The sequence below is a fragment of the Clostridioides sp. ES-S-0048-02 genome, from assembly GCF_020658495.1.
Classification (GTDB): domain Bacteria; phylum Bacillota; class Clostridia; order Peptostreptococcales; family Peptostreptococcaceae; genus Clostridioides.
This window is the reverse complement of the sequence record NZ_JACVWH010000019.1, coordinates 16,115-34,663: the sequence shown is the minus strand read 5'-3', so window position 1 is coordinate 34,663 and position 18,549 is coordinate 16,115. Positions and strand designations below refer to the sequence as shown.

General features: G+C 24.1%; 26 protein-coding genes. 17 read left to right on the top strand and 9 right to left on the bottom strand.

What is annotated here, in order from left to right; genetic code table 11:
• Positions 1 to 83: 83 nt before the first annotated feature.
• From IC173_RS17215 to IC173_RS17200, 4 genes are all read left to right on the top strand, one after another.
• Complete coding sequence (locus IC173_RS17215; RefSeq protein WP_227855968.1) at positions 84 to 242, top strand: hypothetical protein; 159 nt, start codon at positions 84 to 86, stop codon at positions 240 to 242.
• Between the two features lie 252 nt (positions 243 to 494).
• Complete coding sequence (locus IC173_RS21055) at positions 495 to 662, top strand: helix-turn-helix domain-containing protein (RefSeq protein ID WP_227855967.1); 168 nt, start codon at positions 495 to 497, stop codon at positions 660 to 662.
• A gap of 363 nt (positions 663 to 1,025) precedes the next feature.
• Positions 1,026 to 1,253 carry a hypothetical protein gene (locus IC173_RS17205; RefSeq protein WP_227855966.1) on the top strand — a complete coding sequence of 76 codons (228 nt, stop codon included), beginning with the start codon at positions 1,026 to 1,028 and terminating at the stop codon, positions 1,251 to 1,253.
• A gap of 99 nt (positions 1,254 to 1,352) precedes the next feature.
• A complete protein-coding gene (locus IC173_RS17200) occupies positions 1,353 to 1,529 on the top strand; it encodes a hypothetical protein (RefSeq protein ID WP_227855965.1) in 177 nt (58 codons plus the stop codon).
• 218 nt (positions 1,530 to 1,747) lie between these two features.
• Here the strand turns inward: IC173_RS17200 and IC173_RS17195 are convergent, their stop codons facing one another.
• From IC173_RS17195 to IC173_RS17175, 6 genes are all read right to left on the bottom strand, one after another.
• Positions 1,748 to 2,200 carry a hypothetical protein gene (locus IC173_RS17195; protein ID WP_227855964.1) on the bottom strand — a complete coding sequence of 151 codons (453 nt, stop codon included), beginning with the start codon at positions 2,198 to 2,200 and terminating at the stop codon, positions 1,748 to 1,750.
• Between the two features lie 66 nt (positions 2,201 to 2,266).
• Complete coding sequence (locus IC173_RS20790) at positions 2,267 to 2,398, bottom strand: hypothetical protein (RefSeq protein WP_255613429.1); 132 nt, start codon at positions 2,396 to 2,398, stop codon at positions 2,267 to 2,269.
• 81 nt (positions 2,399 to 2,479) lie between these two features.
• A complete protein-coding gene (locus tag IC173_RS17190; protein ID WP_227855963.1) occupies positions 2,480 to 2,887 on the bottom strand; it encodes a DUF6530 family protein in 408 nt (135 codons plus the stop codon).
• Positions 2,888 to 3,322: 435 nt separating this feature from the next.
• Positions 3,323 to 3,952 (bottom strand): alpha/beta fold hydrolase, encoded by a 630-nt coding sequence (locus tag IC173_RS17185; protein ID WP_227855962.1) that lies wholly within the window; start codon positions 3,950 to 3,952, stop codon positions 3,323 to 3,325.
• Positions 3,953 to 4,191: 239 nt separating this feature from the next.
• Positions 4,192 to 5,301 carry a tyrosine-type recombinase/integrase gene (locus tag IC173_RS17180; RefSeq protein WP_227855961.1) on the bottom strand — a complete coding sequence of 370 codons (1,110 nt, stop codon included), beginning with the start codon at positions 5,299 to 5,301 and terminating at the stop codon, positions 4,192 to 4,194.
• A gap of 753 nt (positions 5,302 to 6,054) precedes the next feature.
• The gene (locus tag IC173_RS17175; protein WP_227855960.1) at positions 6,055 to 6,336 is read right to left on the bottom strand and encodes a hypothetical protein; all 282 of its coding nucleotides are present in this window, start codon (positions 6,334 to 6,336) and stop codon (positions 6,055 to 6,057) included.
• Between the two features lie 1,129 nt (positions 6,337 to 7,465).
• Between IC173_RS17175 and IC173_RS17170 the strand changes: the two genes are divergently transcribed.
• The 3 genes from IC173_RS17170 (at position 7,466) to IC173_RS17160 (ending at position 9,352) form a co-directional block, all read left to right on the top strand.
• On the top strand, positions 7,466 to 8,599 hold the full coding sequence (locus tag IC173_RS17170; protein ID WP_227855959.1) for an Rpn family recombination-promoting nuclease/putative transposase: 1,134 nt from the start codon (positions 7,466 to 7,468) through the stop codon (positions 8,597 to 8,599).
• 162 nt (positions 8,600 to 8,761) lie between these two features.
• Positions 8,762 to 8,944 carry a hypothetical protein gene (locus IC173_RS17165; RefSeq protein ID WP_227855958.1) on the top strand — a complete coding sequence of 61 codons (183 nt, stop codon included), beginning with the start codon at positions 8,762 to 8,764 and terminating at the stop codon, positions 8,942 to 8,944.
• An 87-nt stretch (positions 8,945 to 9,031) separates the two neighbouring features.
• Positions 9,032 to 9,352: a hypothetical protein gene (locus IC173_RS17160; RefSeq protein WP_227855957.1), complete on the top strand. Its 321-nt coding sequence runs from the start codon at positions 9,032 to 9,034 to the stop codon at positions 9,350 to 9,352.
• A 252-nt stretch (positions 9,353 to 9,604) separates the two neighbouring features.
• On the opposite strand, the gene IC173_RS17155 is transcribed toward IC173_RS17160, so the two are convergent.
• Positions 9,605 to 10,324: a hypothetical protein gene (locus IC173_RS17155; RefSeq protein ID WP_227855956.1), complete on the bottom strand. Its 720-nt coding sequence runs from the start codon at positions 10,322 to 10,324 to the stop codon at positions 9,605 to 9,607.
• An 18-nt stretch (positions 10,325 to 10,342) separates the two neighbouring features.
• Positions 10,343 to 11,191 (bottom strand): hypothetical protein, encoded by an 849-nt coding sequence (locus IC173_RS17150; RefSeq protein ID WP_227855955.1) that lies wholly within the window; start codon positions 11,189 to 11,191, stop codon positions 10,343 to 10,345.
• 225 nt (positions 11,192 to 11,416) lie between these two features.
• On the opposite strand from IC173_RS17150, the gene IC173_RS17145 reads away from it, so the two are divergent.
• The 4 genes from IC173_RS17145 (at position 11,417) to IC173_RS17130 (ending at position 14,284) form a co-directional block, all read left to right on the top strand.
• Positions 11,417 to 12,148, top strand: coding sequence for a LytR/AlgR family response regulator transcription factor (locus IC173_RS17145; protein WP_227855954.1), 732 nt, complete (start codon positions 11,417 to 11,419; stop codon positions 12,146 to 12,148).
• Complete coding sequence (locus tag IC173_RS17140) at positions 12,145 to 13,461, top strand: sensor histidine kinase (protein ID WP_227855953.1); 1,317 nt, start codon at positions 12,145 to 12,147, stop codon at positions 13,459 to 13,461. Before IC173_RS17145 ends, IC173_RS17140 begins: the two co-directional genes overlap by 4 nt.
• A gap of 87 nt (positions 13,462 to 13,548) precedes the next feature.
• Positions 13,549 to 14,160: an accessory gene regulator B family protein gene (locus tag IC173_RS17135; protein WP_227855952.1), complete on the top strand. Its 612-nt coding sequence runs from the start codon at positions 13,549 to 13,551 to the stop codon at positions 14,158 to 14,160.
• Positions 14,132 to 14,284: a cyclic lactone autoinducer peptide gene (locus IC173_RS17130; RefSeq protein ID WP_227855951.1), complete on the top strand. Its 153-nt coding sequence runs from the start codon at positions 14,132 to 14,134 to the stop codon at positions 14,282 to 14,284. The genes IC173_RS17135 and IC173_RS17130 overlap by 29 nt, the downstream gene beginning before the upstream one ends.
• A 38-nt stretch (positions 14,285 to 14,322) precedes the next feature.
• On the opposite strand, the gene IC173_RS17125 is transcribed toward IC173_RS17130, so the two are convergent.
• The gene (locus tag IC173_RS17125; protein WP_227855950.1) at positions 14,323 to 14,817 is read right to left on the bottom strand and encodes a hypothetical protein; all 495 of its coding nucleotides are present in this window, start codon (positions 14,815 to 14,817) and stop codon (positions 14,323 to 14,325) included.
• 255 nt (positions 14,818 to 15,072) lie between these two features.
• Here IC173_RS17125 and IC173_RS17120 point away from each other — a divergent pair, with 255 nt between their 5' ends.
• The 6 genes from IC173_RS17120 (at position 15,073) to IC173_RS17095 (ending at position 18,510) form a co-directional block, all read left to right on the top strand.
• Entirely contained in the window at positions 15,073 to 15,420 is a 348-nt protein-coding gene (locus IC173_RS17120; RefSeq protein WP_227855949.1) for a helix-turn-helix domain-containing protein, read from the top strand.
• A 289-nt stretch (positions 15,421 to 15,709) separates the two neighbouring features.
• Entirely contained in the window at positions 15,710 to 16,057 is a 348-nt protein-coding gene (locus tag IC173_RS17115) for a helix-turn-helix domain-containing protein (RefSeq protein ID WP_227855948.1), read from the top strand.
• Between the two features lie 2 nt (positions 16,058 to 16,059).
• Positions 16,060 to 16,401, top strand: a complete 342-nt coding sequence (locus IC173_RS17110) for a helix-turn-helix domain-containing protein (RefSeq protein WP_227855947.1) — start codon at positions 16,060 to 16,062, stop codon at positions 16,399 to 16,401.
• A 146-nt stretch (positions 16,402 to 16,547) separates the two neighbouring features.
• Entirely contained in the window at positions 16,548 to 17,117 is a 570-nt protein-coding gene (locus IC173_RS17105; RefSeq protein ID WP_227855946.1) for a hypothetical protein, read from the top strand.
• Between the two features lie 10 nt (positions 17,118 to 17,127).
• On the top strand, positions 17,128 to 17,730 hold the full coding sequence (locus IC173_RS17100; RefSeq protein WP_227855945.1) for a hypothetical protein: 603 nt from the start codon (positions 17,128 to 17,130) through the stop codon (positions 17,728 to 17,730).
• A 417-nt stretch (positions 17,731 to 18,147) separates the two neighbouring features.
• On the top strand, positions 18,148 to 18,510 hold the full coding sequence (locus tag IC173_RS17095; protein ID WP_227855944.1) for a BlaI/MecI/CopY family transcriptional regulator: 363 nt from the start codon (positions 18,148 to 18,150) through the stop codon (positions 18,508 to 18,510).
• The last annotated feature ends 39 nt before the right edge of the window (positions 18,511 to 18,549 follow it).

Below are 18,549 nucleotides of genomic sequence, written 5' to 3'. Positions count from 1 at the left end.
AATGAAAACAGCAAAAGATCAAACAGAGATAGATAAATTGGATATAGTATATAAACTATAGAAGAAAAGTAGTTTTAGAAGCTATGAAAAAAGAGCTTGAAAGTAGAATTATAATTTATGCTAACTATGAAAAAGCCTTAACAGATTTATTAGGGCAGAAGATAACATCTGAAAATGAAGAAACTAAAATAATTGAAATATTAAATTATTTAAAAGATGAATTTAAAAGTATAAATCAATAAATATAATCTAATAAGTCAAGCTAAGTTTTTTCTGAAAAACTGTCCCAAAGCTTAATCACGATATAGTGAACTATAAATGTTATAATTCACTATATCGTGAAACATTTTCTAAGATATTATTTATCTTAGGATAGTATAAAAGTTCATTTCATGGTGAATAATTTTAATAATATTTTTTAGGAGGTAAGCCTTATGGCTACAGAAAATTTTGCAGTTCTTTACGCATTTGAAAAAGTATAATCAATTTACAAAATGTATGCTTCAACAATAAGAAAACAAATAAAGAATGGAAAATTTATAATCAATAAAGAAATAAAAAAATTTGGTAAGACATGGCTTATGACCAAAAATGCTATGAAAGGTTACTACGGAGAGATGCTTTTAAGGATTTATATAAGGAACAATTGCTACAACAATTAAAAGCTAAAAAGATGAAAAAATCATGAAGTCTGCATCTAATAAAATTAAAAATAACCCTATAAAGAAATCTAAATCATTTGCTAGTGATATATCTTACTCTGAAGAAGATTAGTACGATTCTAATGCTGGATGGGATGAAACCATATCTAGTACTGCTGTAAATAGTTTTAATTTTGGTACAAACAAACGGAGTTGTCGCACTAGAAATGTACTACCCCCCTTTTTGTATATTGAAATAGAATATTTTTAAACCAATATATTATTGGGAAGATAGCTCATAATATTTCTAAAATGCACAATATTAGGGTCATTATATGCTATAATATAGTAAATATATTATTTTATTAATGAGAGGTGAACTTTATGACAAAATATTATATAACTGATTATACAACAGATGCTGGAGAGAGTATTGAAATTCTTCAAGCCTGGGAATATGACAATAATAATGATTGTTATATTAAACTACTTAGTAAAAAGATTTTAAATAATGCTACATGTAATGAAGAAATATTATGCTGTCAAGATCCATATTCGGAATGTTATTCTGGATGTCAGATAGATTATGAGGAGTATATAAAATTAGCATAATGCTTATTTTTACCCTTCAATCGAACGTACGTTTTGCAACAGTAAAGGGATGTGTATATATGAGTAAGGATTTGTCAAATAATCAACGTCTAATTTTAGATGTGTAAAAAAAGAAATATCAACAAAAGGATATCCCCTTCTATCAGAGATATTGGCCATTCTGTAGGTCTTAGTTCAACTTCATCTGTATGTGATAACTTGAACAAACTAGAAGCTAAAGGATATATCAAGAGAGAGGCAAATAAACTAAGAGCAATCCAAATTTTAGAAAGATAAATTCTAATGAATTGAGAAGATATAAAGAGATTAAGTAGGCTATTTGAAAGGCAGTAAGTTTATATTGCCTTTCAAGTGGATTACTACTGATAACCTTATAATTTTATTTTTTCAAGCTTGTCCAAATGAATTTCATCTTCCTCATTGCTAAGTTTATACATATATGACATATATCTATTTCCTCCATTTATTATACATTATTGAATACATGGTATCTATTAAAGCTCCTCAAAGAACTCCTTTTTTATTTCTGAGCATTTAATATTTTTCATATCTTCTAATATTTTTAATGCACTAAAATCAATTAAGTTATAGTATTTATATTTAATTCTTATTTCTTTTATTTTTGAATATAATAAACCAGTAAATAGTAATATTCCAAAAGCAAATAAGCACTTTAATGGCAACTTAGAAGCATTGTAAGTGCTAATACTCAAAAATAAATATATAAATATACTCATGATACTCAGACCTATACAAGTTGCTTTATACCTTAATTTTCTAGTTTGCATACAAACTTTAATTAATATATCATCACTCATTATATTTCTTGCTATTTGATGGGCCTCCATATTGCAATACTTGTCCTCATATTTTTTCTTATTCAATTTATCATATTCTTCTATTACTGTTTTTTCATAGTCATTTTTGGGTTTATATATGTAAGACACCTGCTTTCCTCCAGTTTATTTATTCCAAATTTTTTTCCATCAACTATTCCAAATGGATTTTTAAAATTACTCAAAATTTACTATATCATACTCTTTTATATATTTAATTATCTTTAAAAATATTGGTGTCAAAGTTCCTTTAAATCCTGCTTGACCACTTGCTTGTTTATAACAACCTGTTCTAGTGGTTGAAATCAATATTCTAATGAATAAATCTAGATTTATACTTAAATATCTCTTTAAATTTTCATTCTAATACCGATTTTTAGATTCTCATTATTATTCTAGATTTATCTTTTCTAAAAGGCTTTTCAATTCTTTTATTCTAGGATTTAAATATTTTTTATTGTTATTTTTGAATTCATTTAATATATCTATCTCTGATTGATTTACTACAACCTCATTTAATGTTGTTTTTGATCTATTGTAGCTGTCATCTTCAACATACATTGATAATATCAATGTTGCTAAATCTAATACTCTATGTAATGGCAATTCTTCACTTTGTCTAGTCCATTTTTCTCCTGTATGTCTCCAAACCTTCGCTGATATTTCTTCATTATTCCATTGTGATTTTCCTATAGACAGAGCTTTTGCATCAGACTCATTTGCATATTTTCCATCAATTCTATCATAATTATCTACTCCAACTATTGGCTTATGTGATAAATGTTCTGGTACTCTCATTATTTAACCCCCCCTTAAATTTACTATTTTTTATAATTATTACTATAAGTTTAGTGCATAATTAGCTAAATATCAACTGGATTTTTTACTAAATCTCTTATCAATTTAATAACTAAATAATTTATTAAAATTTTTACTATAACTTCTTATATCTATGTTGATTTCGAGTTGTTTTTCCTAATGCCCAACCTGCCTTTTTCCGAAATTATTACACTTATTACTTTCAACTTAAGTAGTACCAAAGGATGTATCATATTAAAGATAGATTCTTTTTATATATCGTCAAAAAATAAAGTTATAAGCTTACAGACTTTGTATATGTATAATTATTTGATGAACAATAAAATAGCTGTATCCTAGTACATATAAGGTTTACTAGAATATAGCTATTAATTAAATAGTTTGCTTTATATTTCAGTTCTACAAATTAGAATTTTATACTTTATGTCTATAGTAAAAATCATTAAGGATTTCTGCTAATTCCTTTGGAGCATCAATATTTACTTCATGTTTAGCATCTTTTATAAATTGTATTTCTGCTTTTGTTATACTTTCAGCTAGATTTTTTGTTGCTTTTTTATTTGGGCTATCTTTATCTCCATAAAGCACTAACACAGGACAGGAAATATTTTTTAAACCTTCATTGAAATTTAAATTTGTCATTGAATTTGTTAACTCAATAAAATCTTTCTTCCTCATTCCCATACTATTAAAAGATTTCTCTGGTATAAATCTAAAAATCATATTTTGTAACTTAAGCAATGCTTTAGGCATTTCATACTGGGCCGCTATTAACACTAATGATTTAACTTTCCTTGGATTATCTATAGCATAGTTTAACGCAAGAACTGCACCTAATGAAAGTCCGCATAGATTTAACGGTTCTGAAATATTATCACAATACTCGGAAAAAGCATTATATAAATTTGAATATGCTACATCCTCCCCATTAAGAAATGAAGATAACTCTAGACAAATAACATTATCTTGTTCTATCATGTATAATATTGTTTCATTCCAACTTGATGAGTTTTGCCCAAGTCCATGAATTAAAACACTGTTCATTATGTCATTCCTTCCTATTAAATTTTTATTTATCTATAATACTATACAAATAATCGTTATTTATTAATATATAACGATTATTTATTAATCTAGTACGACTATATTCCTATCATATTAGATTTATTTATTGGAGAATATAAAATAGATATAACGATTTAAATTTACATTACCAAGTTTATTTCAGGAAAATGAGGCTCTATTTTCGATTTACAGGGTTTTAAAAATACTCCCTTTATAAATTAATCCTTGTATAATTTACCTGCTATTTTATCAGAAGCTTCTCTATCCATTTCATCAAGTACATGAGAATATATATTTAGAGTCGTATTGACGTTTGAATGACCAACTCTTTCTGAAACAACTTTTATTGGTATATGTGAGTTCATAAGTAATGTAACATGTGAATGTCTTAAATCATGGAATCTAATATGTGGTAACTGTTTATACTCTAGGAACTTTTTAAATCTCTGGCTTATGACATTTTCAGCTATAGGGTTCCCTTTCTTATTAATAAATAATAACCCATATCTATTCTCAATACCACTATTTATCAGTTCTTTTTCTTGTTCAAGTTTATGTTTTAATATAAGATTCATTATCTCATCTGGTGCCGATATCTTTCTGACTGAACTCTCAGTCTTAGTGTCTTTAAGTATTACTTCGCCATCAACCTTTGCAGTGATTTTTTCTATTGAAATTATTTTTCTCTCAAAATCTATGTTATCCCAGGAGAGACCTAATATTTCAGATATCCTCATACCTAGACCAGCACCTAAATTTATGTGTAGTTCTAAAGCTGTATCCTTACATACATCTAATAATCTTATTATTTGTTCTTCATCATAAATTTCATTTTTGAATTTTTTTGATTTAACTAAATCAATGCCTTTAGTTGGATTTTTATCAATTATCCTTAAATCAAAGGCATTTTCAAAAGCAAGTTTAATTATATTGAGGTGGATTTTTAATGTTCTAGAGCTTAGTGTATCTGATAAAGTATTTATATAATTTTGTATATGTATTGTATCAATATCTTGAACTCTCATTTTACCAAGATATATTATTATATACTTATTACATATAGAGATATATTTACTATATGTAGTTACAGACCACTTAGATTTATAACCTTCTATAAATGTTAATAAAAATTCTTCAAATAAAATATTATTTGGAATTAGTATATTATTTTTATACATGCTATCCTTCACTTCGGCTAACCTTTTATTAGCATCTCTTTTTTTAGTGAAAGAACCCATGTTCTTTTGTTTTTTCTTTCCAGTAAGCTCATCTTTATATTCTAAGTAAACTACATACTTTTTATTTACTATTCTTATAAATCCAGTCATGTAAACCACCTTTCTATAGAAAGTTCTATATGCTAATTATACCATAAAAAAGTGAATAAAAGTGTATTTTTGCTGAATTATAACTGAAAAATATAAATTAATTTATATATAAGCTTGTTATATCAAAGTATTATAAAAAAAGTGATAGAATAAATAATTCTATCATCTTAGTTATTATTAAATAATTAAATCTCATTTTTCGATTTTAAGCGTTTTTAAAGTTCAATAGGATTAATTATAAGGCGAGAAAAAATAAAGCTTTCTAATAGGATTATAATAGTTCAATATTTTTGTAGTAACTTATATCAAACTTTATATAGAATATTCTTAATTATTCATGTTAAATTATCTTAATAGACAAGATTTCTATTATTGACCATTCTAAAATCCAAGATATTCTCTAGATAGACTTCTCTTCATTACCAGTAGATACTAGTTGGTGCAAATTATCTGTGTTAGATATATAAAAAAGAAGCAAGGATGCTAATGACTCAAACTCCATTAACTCCTTACTTCTTTTAATTAGTAATTAAGTTAGAGAATGTATATATATTTACACAAACCTATACGCATTCTCCTCGGGGCTGTAAGTAGATTTGTGTAAAAACAAATTTACCTATAGGCTTTTTACTTGGTAAATTTGTTTTTATAAATCCATATTTTTATACTAATTTTTTCTCATTCTAATGTTAAAACATAAAAAATCAAGTTTTATATACTTTGTATATCTTTATGTAGACATTTGAATTTTTATTATACATATAAAAATACTAAAATCCTAGCTAAAAAAACTACTAAAGGTGTGCATTCAGAATCTATTCCTAAGCCCATTAATCCATAGCATATAAGATTTTCAATTTCTCCTCCAGAAAATACATTTATGAAAATCACAACTTTACGAGGTATTTTATAATCAATTGTTAATATTATTTTTAGTTTATTTTTAATATAATAAATAAACTTTGAAATTGATTTACTATCGACCATTTCCTTAAATTTCTTTTTTTTAATTTTTAGTATGAATTTTTTAATCATTTTCTTAATTACTCCTAAGGTATATATTTCTCCATAAATTCACTCCACTTTAATGGGAATAATCGCAAGAATTTATATTGATATATACATAGAAAATATATATAAAAATTTCTTTTTTATTTTTTTTATTTTTTGTTTTATTTCTTTTTTGTTTTATTTCTTTTTTGTTTTATTTCTTTTTTGTTTCTATTTTCAATAAAGCTGATTCAAATTATTCCTCTTTATAGATTTTTAATATATAATTAACTTAGAAAAGAATTATTTTTAGAAAAAAAGTTAATAAAGGAGAACATCATGTTATTATTAACAACAATATTTTTCTGTGTAGTATTTTTTATTTTATTCTTTTTTTTAAAAGATGGATTTGCTTTTATATGTACATTAATTACATTATCTTTTTATCTGTTATTTTTTTTAAGTATAAGTATGTGTTTTTTAATAAATTATCATTTTATAAATTCAGCAATATTGATATACATTATTCCAACATTTATACTAGTCACATATTTATATTTTGGTGTCTTTATTAATAAAGCTACTATCATGTTTTTTAGTAGAAAATTTGCTTCATTAAAAAATGTTAATTACAATTTTAATATTTTAAGGCATAGCTTAATTTTAATTTTTCTAATAATCTTTATTTATTTAAATCTTAATGGATTTTTTTATAGAGACGATTTAGATGATACAATTTTTTTAGTAAGAAACGTTTTTTTAACTACAATTTTATTGGCCATGATAAATCCAAGAAATATACTTGATATAGATTCCATATCAAATAGATGGATAGATAAATACAAGAATAAACTCAAAGGAATAGGTTAAAAGAGTAAAATATATTTGCTCTTTTATTTTTTTGTATATTTTAGTAAATCTAATTTAAGATAAACAACTGAGATACATGCTAATAACAGGAAAAGTCTTGCACTAATATATTAAAATTTCTTTTATTTTCAAATAAAAAGCGAATTTAACCCATATTAAATATGAGTATGAAAACTAAGCTATTTTAATTAGCAAATAAAAATTTAAACTACATTTGTCAGTATCATAAAAATTAGGAGGTATATATATGAAAGATAAGATTAATTAATAAAAAGTTGATATAATAAAAGAAAGAGGTGTTGAAATGAAAGAGAAATTAGAAGAAAAATTGAAAATTAATAAAACATTAAAAGAACATAAAAGAACTTTAATTGAAAAAAAAGATAGAGAATGGGCTAAAAAAGTGAATGATATACTTGACAGAGGTGATTTTTCTAATGAAGAATTAGACAAGATTAGAAGTTTAATTCCAAAGGAAATATTGACTAGTAAAAATGTTGGAGAAGTTGTAACTGAGGATGGATATGCTAAACCTGAGTATGATGAAGTGTTTAAATCTTTATTTACTTTAAATAATGATTACGATTTACTTGCAAGCTTTATAAATGATATTCTTAAGGATGCTCCAGACGCCAATAAAAATATCAGACCATTTATTAAAATAAAGCGAATAATCAGAGTTGAAACTGACCCAACAATTAATTATGTAGGTGAAAAGAGGCCTAGATTAGATATCTTAGCTGAAGATGAAGAAAAAAATCATATTAATATTGAGATGCAAAGAGCATCTGAAGATGACTATTTAGAAAGAGCTGAATACTATTTAAGTCGTGTGCATGGTAGAAAATTAGAAGAAGGTAAAGAATATAAAGCAATTGGAAAAACTATTGGAATACACCTATTAAATCATGTAAAATATAATCAAATAGATGATTATATAAATTGCATGAGATTAACTATGGATGGACATCCAGAGATTTTTTCTAGTAAAACTGCATTATATTTCATAGAACTTCCCAAAATTCGTAAATATAATAGTATAGCAAATAGAATCTTAATATGGGGAAAACTTATTGATAATCCCTCTCATATAGATATTAGGATTTTAGCTAAAACTGATTCTGTTATTAATAAAGCACTTAACCGATTAAAGGAATTAGGTAGTGATGAAGAATATTTATTAAATTTAAAGAGAGGTGCATATATTATGAATAAAAGTAGAAACTTTAAAGATGAAATTTTGAAAGAAGGGATTCAAAAAGGGATTCAAAAAGGGATTGAAGAAGGTATTGAAAAAGGTATTGAAAAAGGAAAAAGAGAAGAGAAATTTAACATTATTATAAAGTTAAAAAATAAAGGATATAATTTAAGTGAAATATGTGATATCATAGATGATTTGAGTAAATCAGAGGTTGAAAAAGTTTATAATCAAAATTAATAGGAAAACATTAGCTATTTAGCTAATGTTTTTTCTTCATAAAATTTATATATTAGAATTATAGCTAGAACTGATTCTATTATTAAGAAAGTACTAGACAGATTAAAGGAATTAAGTAGTGATGAAGAATATTTATTAAATTTAAAGAGAGGTGCATATATTATGAATAAAAGTAGAAACTTTAAAGATGAAATTTTGAAAGAAGGGATTCAAAAAGGAAAAAGAGAAGAGAAATTTAACATTATTATAAAGTTAAAAAATAAAGGATATAATTTAAGTGAAATATGTGATATTATAGATGATTTGAGTAAATCAGAGGTTGAAAAAGTTTATAATCAAAATTAATGTTTATAAGGATTTGTTTGCAAATAGATTTATGGAATTAAGAGATTAAATAGTAAATAAAACCAATAGTAAAGGATGTATAGTAAATTGAAAAGATTAAATTATGAATATGGACATACAAATGATATTATGAATAAAGTGCCAGAAACTTTAGAATGGCTTTCTAATAAAGAGATTAATGTTAAAGCTTCTAGATATTCAAGATATGTAGACTACATTAATAAATTTTATAAAGAAATCCCATCATTAAAAGTAGGAGATATAAACTTTCAAGAGTTAAATTTTGCATTTCAAGAATTATTTGAAATTGTACAAGTATATAATGCTTTTAAAGATGAAAAAAGTTTAGATTTTAACAGTAGGATTAAATATGTAGAAAATGTAGATAAACTAAAAGGGTTATTCTAGAAAATAAATTCTATTTAATTATACCTACCTCTAGTTTCTTCGTCGAAAGCATATTCTCAATTGATATTATACAGTTTAACCCATCTTTGTATCTGAGTTTCTACTTGCACTCATACTTCATATAAACCCTTATAGTAGAGCACTATTTATGATGCCTTTTTATATGTCTATTATAAGGGTGTTATATGTTAATAATTTTGCTTTTTTAGATTTTGTAATATATTTTAATAGCTACTAGGAAATATTATATTCTTATTTGCATTTTAACTCTTCTATACTATTTGAAATATCTTTATGATGTATGATATCTAATTCATATATCATACATAAAAATCCATCATCTTCAGTATCTTCTTCTATGACTCTAATTTTAATAGATAAATATATATTATTTAAACATTCTTCAAACTTATTTGCAAGATTATATTCAATAACATTACATTCATCACCATCTTCAGGCTCATTTTCATATAGTGAATCGTATTCAGACTCAAATTCATTTTCATATTCAAATCCAAAATGTTCTGAATAATTATTTTTCACTAAATCATCTATTTTTGATTTATATAAAGTCTTACCTTGATAATTTTTTAATTCTTTTATAAAATCATATTTATATTCTCTAAGCTCTACATATCTTTGAATCATTTGGTATATTTCAGTGTAAATATTATCTGCTATATTTTCTTTTGCTGAAAATTCACTTGTATGTTCTTCCTCTATGACATCTTGAATAATATCATCAAAAAGCATAATAACATCATAAGAGCATTTATCTACATTTATATATTGATATATATTTTCTTTATAATAATAAAAGAAAAATATCTTTTCATTTTTCATAAAGAATCCTCCTGATATTTTTCCTAAATCTCCATACTCAACATGATCTAACATGCTTTCTACTTTTTTTTCTATATCTGCACCAAACATATCAAGATAATTATTTACTTCCATTCTTTCAATTTTCATTTTATTCACCTCTTATAATTAATTATTTTTTGATTTTTTAACCCATTTATCATACTCAAAGATATTTACCTTTTTTATTACTTCATAAACTAATATATTTCCATCTTTAAGTTTAGAATCTAATTCTTTCCTATACCAAAAATCTCTATCATACTTAGACCTACTAGTTCTATATCCATTTTCTTGGTCCACAAGCTTTATAAGCACATATGAATCTTTTAGTATCTCAGTAACTTTAAAATACTTTATTTTATCTAAACTGATAATATCACCTTCATTTAAATGTTCTTTTCCATAGATTACTTCTAATTCATATGATAATATTTCTTTTTTGTCTTTTACTTTTATTAATTTTTTATTTTTTACATCTTCAACACTTTTTTTAACAGTAACTTCTATTTGATTGATAAAATTTTTAAGTGCATTTATAGATTTTAATTCATAATCAAATATTGTATTTCTATATAGTTTTTCATATCCATCTTCAAACTCCATTCTATCAATATTAAATTCTAATGGTACACAGCACATAGACATTAATGATTTTCCCATTTTTAAAATAGCTCCATCATATTCTATATGCCAAAAATAGTTTGGTGGATTTCCAAAGCGATATTTTGGAAAAATATCATCAAAACAATTTCCATTATCATCATAATTGGAATATGGAAGATTACTAATATTAGTACTAGTTTTATCTACTACTAATATGCAATCATCTTTTTTCGCAATCCCATGCCATACAGGCTTTTCAGGACTTCCTATTTTCATTCTGGATGGATTATATCCATATAATTTCCACTCATGATTTTTTATTACTTGAGATATAACTGTTCTTGCCCTTTCTCTTTTTTCATAATTGTTCAAATTAGAACACTCTCCTTATTGCTGACACATGCAGCTTATTTTTAATTACTAGAAATTAGCTTAATTTATTTCTGTAATTAATATGGGTCATTTTTTGATTTTATTTGAAAATATATTTGAGTTCAAATATTTATATAAAAATCATGATATAATATATATGCTATTAGCATACTTTTTTATCTTATTGATAACTTTTCAAAGAAATATAGGGGGGAATGATTATTTATGTTTTTATCAATAGCAATTTGTGAAGATGAAGTATCTTCTATGGATATAATAAAAGGATATTTGAATAAAATTATCAACCGAAATGAAATAGATTATAATATAAACCTATTTTATTCTGCTGAAGAACTTATTAAAAATTATCCTAATGAATTAGATATACTTCTGTTAGATATAAAAATGGATGGCATAGATGGTATGGAAGCAGCTAAAAAAATTAGAACTTTTGATAAAGATGTAGAGATTATTTTTATAACCTCTATGATAAATCATATTTTAGACGCTTTTGAGGTAAGGGCTTATAGATATTTATTAAAGCCAATTGATTATAGAGTTCTAAAAGATTATATTAACTCATTTATAAATGAATTTACATCAAGAAATAATGAAATATACGTTGAGTCTAAATATGCAGGATGTAATTCAAGCTTGTTTCTTAAAACAAGTGAAATTATATACATAGAAGTAATGAAAAAAACAGTAACCATCTATACAGAAAAAAGAAAACATATATTATCAACTAGTTTAAGTAATTTGGAAAATAAACTTAAAGATTATGGTTTTTTTAGATGTCATCAGAGTTTTTTAGTAAATTTAAGAAAAGTAATAAAGATTGAAAGAAATATAGCATTCATGGAATATGATGATAAATTAATAGAAATACCTATAAGTAAATATAAGGCTAAAGATTTCAGAAATAAAGTGACATTATTTTTAGGAGGACTACTATGATAAAAAGTGAGTTATTTTGGAATATATTTATATTTGTATCCTTTAGTATAGAGTGGTTTATGTGTAAAAAATTCCTGGACTATAGTAATAAACCTAAGAGCAATAATACCAGAATAACCCTTATGATTATTGTGGTAATTTTTTTTGCAAATATATTATCTTTCTTAAATGTTTTTCCAAATACAAGAGTCTTGATTTCTATATTTATAACTATCATAATAGCAAAGCTTGGATACGATATAAAACTAATGAAAGCTATATGTATATCCATCATATATTGGATGCTATTAATTTGTATAGATGCATTAAGCATGAGTCTTACAATTTGGATAAATCTAATAAATGATATGAGTAATCTATTAGCAAATAATATCTATAGAGTTGAATCAATTTCAATTGGTAAAATTCTTTTAATAGCTGTTTTATATTTATATAAATCATATTTTTACGAAACTGACTCAGATATAGACAGAAGAATATTTACTTATATGTCTATTCCCATTTTTACAAACATAGTTCTATTTTTTATCATTTTTAAATATATCTTTAAGTATTCCAAAGAAACACTAATAGATAGAAATCAACTTTTTATGATAGCTATAGTGTTACTCTTATCTAACATATCATTGATTTTACTTATAAAAAAGATACACATAGATAACAAATTTCTTATGGAAAATAATATGCTTGAAAAAATATCTAGCATGAAAAATGAATACTATAAAAATATTGAATCAAAACAACTTAAGATAGAGTTATTAAGCCATGATATGAAAAATCATATTTTATGCATAGAAGGTATGTATGAAAATAATATTGATATAAGACCTTACCTACATAGTATAAAAGATAAAATTAAAAATAATAATATATACTATACAGGCAACATAACATTAGATATTATACTAAATGATAAAAAAGATATTTGTGATAAATACAATATAAATTTCATAGCTCTGATAGATTTCAGCAAATGTAACTTCATCAAAGATATAGATATATGTAATATTTTTTCCAATATATTAGATAATGCAATAGAAGCTTGTAATAAAATTCCTTTAGACTATAGAGAAATTATACTGAAGGGTAATATAATAAATAATTTTTATATAATTAAAGCAGAAAATACTAAAATAAATAATATTTTAATCAGAGATAATAATATCTTAACTGATAAAAAAGATACTCTTAAACATGGTTTTGGAATAAAAAGCATAAAGAACTCAGTCGATAAATATGATGGTACATATTTAATAGAACATAACGAAAATAGATTTACTATGATAATTTCTATCCCTATGTTGTCCATTTAAGCTTTATAATGTCCAGTTAGGCATAATTATTGAAGCAATATATAATAACTGCTATTGTTTATATATCAAAAGATATAGGAGAAAAAGATGTTTAAAAAATATGCTGAAAAAATTACAACTGTACTAGTTAATAATGAATTAATTAATACAGAAGAGCACCATATCTATTCTTATGGTTTTGAAGTAGTAATTGCATCATCTGTGAACCTAGTATTAGCATTAACTTTAGCACTTATATTTCATAAGTTTATTCATGTATTGCTATTTTTAATATGTTACTGTTCGATAAGACAATTTTCTGGTGGATATCATGCTAATAATCACAGAACTTGTATACTTATTTTTTTATCTGTTGTACTAAGTTCCATATGTATTTTGAATTACATAAATACAGTAAAACATATGTCAGTTATTATCATATTCTTAGTGCTAAATTATTTAGGTGTATGTTTTTTATCTCCTCTTGAACATAAAAATAATTCTCTAAATTTAGATGAGAAAAAAATGTATGGGAAAATGTCGAAGTTATTGGCAACAATAATTGTACTTGTTATAAGTACTAGTTTCATTTTAAAAATCAAAACCGATTATGCTTTATTTTGTTTGTCTGCTTTATTTTGGATAAACATAATGCTGCTTTTAGGAAATATACAAATTCGGAGGGAGAACAATGAACAAATATTCGTTAAAAGTACTTAAAGCTTTAAGCCTATTATCTTTAGTAACAGTTTTTTTGTCAGTTAATACAACATGTACCTGGTTTAACCATCAACCAAGTTTGCCTAAAGGTCTAAAAGATTTTAAATTTAAAGCTAGTAAGTAAAAAGATATCGTAAGATAGGGTATTCAAATTTTTATGCCCTATCTTAGATAAAAAGCTTTTATGTATTTGTTGTCTTGATCAATAGGCATATCAAGTATTATAGCTAAATCTATACAATCTATATGGCCTTTTAAAAATAGATACTCAATTATCAAATTATTTAATTCATCCTCTAATCTAATATACTCATTTAATATCTCTATATCTATCTCTGAAAGAAAAGCATCTATATCTATCTTTGAAAGCTCTTTAACTGCTTCTAAATATTTAGAATTCTTTATTCTAAAATTTTCAATAGATATGCTTGAAAATCTATTGAAATTTTCAAGTATATCAAACCTAGATGTCATATACAATTTAATAAAATTTTTATATCCTTCTTTGTATTGAAAATCAAATTCTAAGCTATGAATAATATTTTTCTGCTCTGTATAAGATTCAAATTGTTTTCTTCCATTTAAGGATAACTTGTCATATATAATATTAAAAAGATTAAAATATGACTTAAAAATAGTCGTCTTTTTATTTTTCAATTCTTCTAAGCTATTATTCTGACACTCACTTAAAAAATTATTGAATTCTTTATTGATATCAAACCCACAAATAATAATCTCCTCCTATTGTATTCGCTAATCAAATATACAGTATATATAGTATATATAATTTAAAAACATATGCTATAAGTATATTTTTTTGACACGTATAGTATATCATTAAAGATAATCATCTTCAATGAACAGTATAAGATTTTATAAACTACTACTATAATCAGATTAGGAATGGTGCAAATGTTAGAATCAAATAAAATAGAAACCATTATTGGAAATAGAATAAGAAATTATAGAAAAAGATTAGGATATAGTCAAGAAACATTAGCAGAAAAAGCTAATTTACATCATACATATATTGGTCAGATTGAAAGAGGTGAAAGAAGTGCATCACTTCATAGTATTTTAAAAGTCGCAAACGTACTAGAAATTCCCCTTGAAATTTTATTTGAAAATATTATATTAAATGAAAGCCAGGTTGATACAATACCTTCTCAATGTTACGAACTAATTGACAAACTAACATTAAAAGAGCAAGAGGCTATACTTAAATTGATAAAAGATATTATCACATATAGAGAATTATAAAAATATATATTATATTAAGAGTATCAAATTTCCACTTAAAAATAGTCAATTTTTATTTTTCAATTTTTCTAAATTATTATTCTGAATTTTTCTTCTATATCAAATATATAAATAATATGCTTCTACTATTTTATTTTCTAATCGATATAAATAGCATATATAATTCTATGCAATATGCTATACGAGTATATTTTTGACACATATAGTATATCATTTAAAGAGAATAATCTTTTATGAGTTATATAAAAGTTCACAAATTACTACTATAACCAGATTAGGAAGGATGCAAATGTTAGAACCAAATAAAATAGAAATTATCATTGGAAATAGAATAAGAAATTATAGAAAAAGATTGGGCTATAGTCAAGATATGTTAGCAGAAAAAGCAGATTTATATCCTGCCTATATTGGCCAAATTGAAAGAGGTGAAAAAAGAGCATCACTTCATAGTATTTTAAAAATTGCGAATGCATTAGAAATGCCACTTGAAATTTTATTCGAAAATATTATCTTAAATGAAAGCCATGTTGATACAATTTCTTCGCAATGTTATGAATTAATTGATGGATTATCGGCTAAAGAGCAAAAAGCTATGCTTAAATTGATAAAGGATATTATTAAATATAAGGAATTATAAAAATGAATATTGAAGATAAAATATTAATCGGAAAAAGACTAAAAGAGCAAAGAAAAAAATTAGACTTAACTCTTGAAGATGTTGCTAGGTTAACAAGTCTATCAAAAGGATATCTCTCAAATATAGAAAAAGGTAGCAAGTCGCCTAGTCTAATAACTTTTATAAAAATTATTAACTCACTGAATATTTCAGCTGATTCCATTATCAATGGTACAGATGAATTTAATAAATTAAATGTAAGTTCAAATATAAATGAGAGCATAAATGATTTAAATAGTCAGGAGTTAAACCTTATAATGGACATCATAAAATCAATTAAAAAAAATAGAAGTTTAATAAAATAGAAATTTAATAAAATAAAAAAGATGCTTTAATGAGATTTTTAAAAATCAAATTTAGGCATCTTTTTTTACTTATTTTATGGTAATATATACACATAGTATATATTTTATAATTTTTATGTTTATACGTGTCATCAAAGGAGATTAATATGATAAAAATACAGGGGAAAGATTGTAGAAAAATTATAAAGGAAGAAATAGAAGTTGAGTACATAGATTTTAATTCAACTGACAATGAAAATGGAAAATTGATAAGTGAAAGTGTAAATGCTTATAAATTAAAACAGCTATCACTTGATAATAATATAGAAGCTTTACACTTTATAAATACAACTGGAGATAAATTAGAGTTTCTTATAGAAAAAATTAGCACTCTATCAGTTAGAAATTCTTCAGCATATGTTTCTATATTTTGTCCAGATTTATACAGTAATAGTTTTGATAAAGAGGAAAATATATTAAAGAAAATTAATAAAAAAAATATAAAAATTTCTCCTACATTAAACTTCTTTGAAAATAGAAAAGTCATAGTAAAAACTCAAAGATTTTTATTTCCTAGATTCTGGACAAAGTATATGAAAATGATTTGGTTACAAAATAATAATTATCCAACACACTCAAAAACTTTTACTAGAACATCAACATTTTATCAAGTAATATATATAAAACACATGGTTATATTTAAATACTATATCATGAAAAGAAATAGACATTATTAGGAGGATAGAAATGAATACAAGTATACAATTACAGTTAGATTTAGATTATATAAATACTTATGTCAAATATATTCTTGAAGAATCTAATAGAGGACCTATCTATTGTGGAGCTTATATAACAACAAATAAAGAATTACATTTATTCTCATATTATAAGTCAAATTTTAATATATCAAATTTGTATAAAAGAGATAATATAGATAGTATAAGAGGATTTGAAGGTATTTTAACACGCTTTAAACTTAAAGAGATAAACTATATAGAATTCGAAAATTGCATATACAATGCGGTCAAGGAATTAACTACTAGTTATAAAAATTTAAATATTCATCCAGATATAGATTTTTTAAAAAAAGAATTTGATTCACATATAAATATAGCTTATTCAGTTTGGAAACTCAAAGAAATAATAAGAAATTTATGTTTTGATTATATTGGAACAGCAGAGTTACTAGATTTTTCTGAAGAGGATATCTCAAGTTCTTTATCTGAGGGAGAATGGAAGTACTATATTTTAGGCCGAAAATTACATATTAACTTTGAATTAATTGACTATGATGAGGATAATATTCTAGAGTCAAAGATTAAATTGAGTAACTTAGAAATTTGTTAGGTTTAACAGTTATTAAGTAACTACATTATACCTAAATAATTTTATAAAGTAAGAGAGTACTAATACTCATACTCTCTTGCTTCAAGGATTCCATTATATTTTTAAAATTTAATATTAATATCTCTATGAAACATTTTCACATCCCTAATGAATTTTTTTGAAGCTTTTAATATGTCTACTAGAGCTCTTATTTCAAAATCATTACAATCTTCAAGAATTACCTATATTTCTTTTTCAAAAGCCACTTTAGAGAATTAATACTGTATCATATAATAGTTCATCTACTTATACAGATAAAGTATTTGAGATTGCAACCAATGTCGGTAAACTAACTGTTGAGTTACCTGTTTCAATATTACCAAACAATATATAAGTACCTATGCTTTATAAATATAAAAAGAAAGGAATGTATCTAATATGTCTATACAAAAAATACCAAAATCAGAATTAAAAATAATGAAATTTATCTGGAAATTAAATACTGATTTATCTTCTAAGGATGTAATAAAAGCTATGGAATATGAATATGATTGGAAATCTACCACAACACTTACTCTACTATCTAAACTGGTTAAAAGAGGTTTTTTAGAAGCTGATAAGATAAATAAAATTACACATTATAAAATACTTACAACAAAAAAAGCTTATTTACAATTTGCAACTAGACAATTCTTAGATACTGTACATTCTGGCTCTATGAACAGCTTAATTGAATCTTTGATACACTGTACTTCTAGCAGTAATGATACCTTGAATGGAAATGACATAAATAAGTTCTAAATTTTATATAAACCTCCAAATGGATATATCTCTATAATT

What these genes read in the sequence shown, in the direction of transcription:
- IC173_RS17115 (WP_227855948.1), top strand. Translation starts at nt 15,710, where the DNA reads ATGTTAGAACCAAATAAAATAGAAATTATCATTGGAAATAGAATAAGA.
- IC173_RS17105 (WP_227855946.1), top strand. Translation starts at nt 16,548, where the DNA reads ATGATAAAAATACAGGGGAAAGATTGTAGAAAAATTATAAAGGAAGAA.
- IC173_RS17205 (WP_227855966.1), top strand. Translation starts at nt 1,026, where the DNA reads ATGACAAAATATTATATAACTGATTATACAACAGATGCTGGAGAGAGT.
- IC173_RS17185 (WP_227855962.1), bottom strand. Translation starts at nt 3,952, where the DNA reads ATGAACAGTGTTTTAATTCATGGACTTGGGCAAAACTCATCAAGTTGG.
- IC173_RS21055 (WP_227855967.1), top strand. Translation starts at nt 495, where the DNA reads ATGTATGCTTCAACAATAAGAAAACAAATAAAGAATGGAAAATTTATA.
- IC173_RS17145 (WP_227855954.1), top strand. Translation starts at nt 11,417, where the DNA reads ATGTTTTTATCAATAGCAATTTGTGAAGATGAAGTATCTTCTATGGAT.
- IC173_RS17095 (WP_227855944.1), top strand. Translation starts at nt 18,148, where the DNA reads ATGTCTATACAAAAAATACCAAAATCAGAATTAAAAATAATGAAATTT.
- IC173_RS17140 (WP_227855953.1), top strand. Translation starts at nt 12,145, where the DNA reads ATGATAAAAAGTGAGTTATTTTGGAATATATTTATATTTGTATCCTTT.
- IC173_RS17175 (WP_227855960.1), bottom strand. Translation starts at nt 6,336, where the DNA reads ATGATTAAAAAATTCATACTAAAAATTAAAAAAAAGAAATTTAAGGAA.
- IC173_RS17170 (WP_227855959.1), top strand. Translation starts at nt 7,466, where the DNA reads ATGAAAGAGAAATTAGAAGAAAAATTGAAAATTAATAAAACATTAAAA.
- IC173_RS17100 (WP_227855945.1), top strand. Translation starts at nt 17,128, where the DNA reads ATGAATACAAGTATACAATTACAGTTAGATTTAGATTATATAAATACT.
- IC173_RS17135 (WP_227855952.1), top strand. Translation starts at nt 13,549, where the DNA reads ATGTTTAAAAAATATGCTGAAAAAATTACAACTGTACTAGTTAATAAT.
- IC173_RS17120 (WP_227855949.1), top strand. Translation starts at nt 15,073, where the DNA reads ATGTTAGAATCAAATAAAATAGAAACCATTATTGGAAATAGAATAAGA.
- IC173_RS17180 (WP_227855961.1), bottom strand. Translation starts at nt 5,301, where the DNA reads ATGACTGGATTTATAAGAATAGTAAATAAAAAGTATGTAGTTTACTTA.
- IC173_RS17130 (WP_227855951.1), top strand. Translation starts at nt 14,132, where the DNA reads ATGAACAAATATTCGTTAAAAGTACTTAAAGCTTTAAGCCTATTATCT.
- IC173_RS17190 (WP_227855963.1), bottom strand. Translation starts at nt 2,887, where the DNA reads ATGAGAGTACCAGAACATTTATCACATAAGCCAATAGTTGGAGTAGAT.
- IC173_RS17155 (WP_227855956.1), bottom strand. Translation starts at nt 10,324, where the DNA reads ATGAAAATTGAAAGAATGGAAGTAAATAATTATCTTGATATGTTTGGT.
- IC173_RS17110 (WP_227855947.1), top strand. Translation starts at nt 16,060, where the DNA reads ATGAATATTGAAGATAAAATATTAATCGGAAAAAGACTAAAAGAGCAA.
- IC173_RS17215 (WP_227855968.1), top strand. Translation starts at nt 84, where the DNA reads ATGAAAAAAGAGCTTGAAAGTAGAATTATAATTTATGCTAACTATGAA.
- IC173_RS17200 (WP_227855965.1), top strand. Translation starts at nt 1,353, where the DNA reads ATGTGTAAAAAAAGAAATATCAACAAAAGGATATCCCCTTCTATCAGA.
- IC173_RS17165 (WP_227855958.1), top strand. Translation starts at nt 8,762, where the DNA reads ATGAATAAAAGTAGAAACTTTAAAGATGAAATTTTGAAAGAAGGGATT.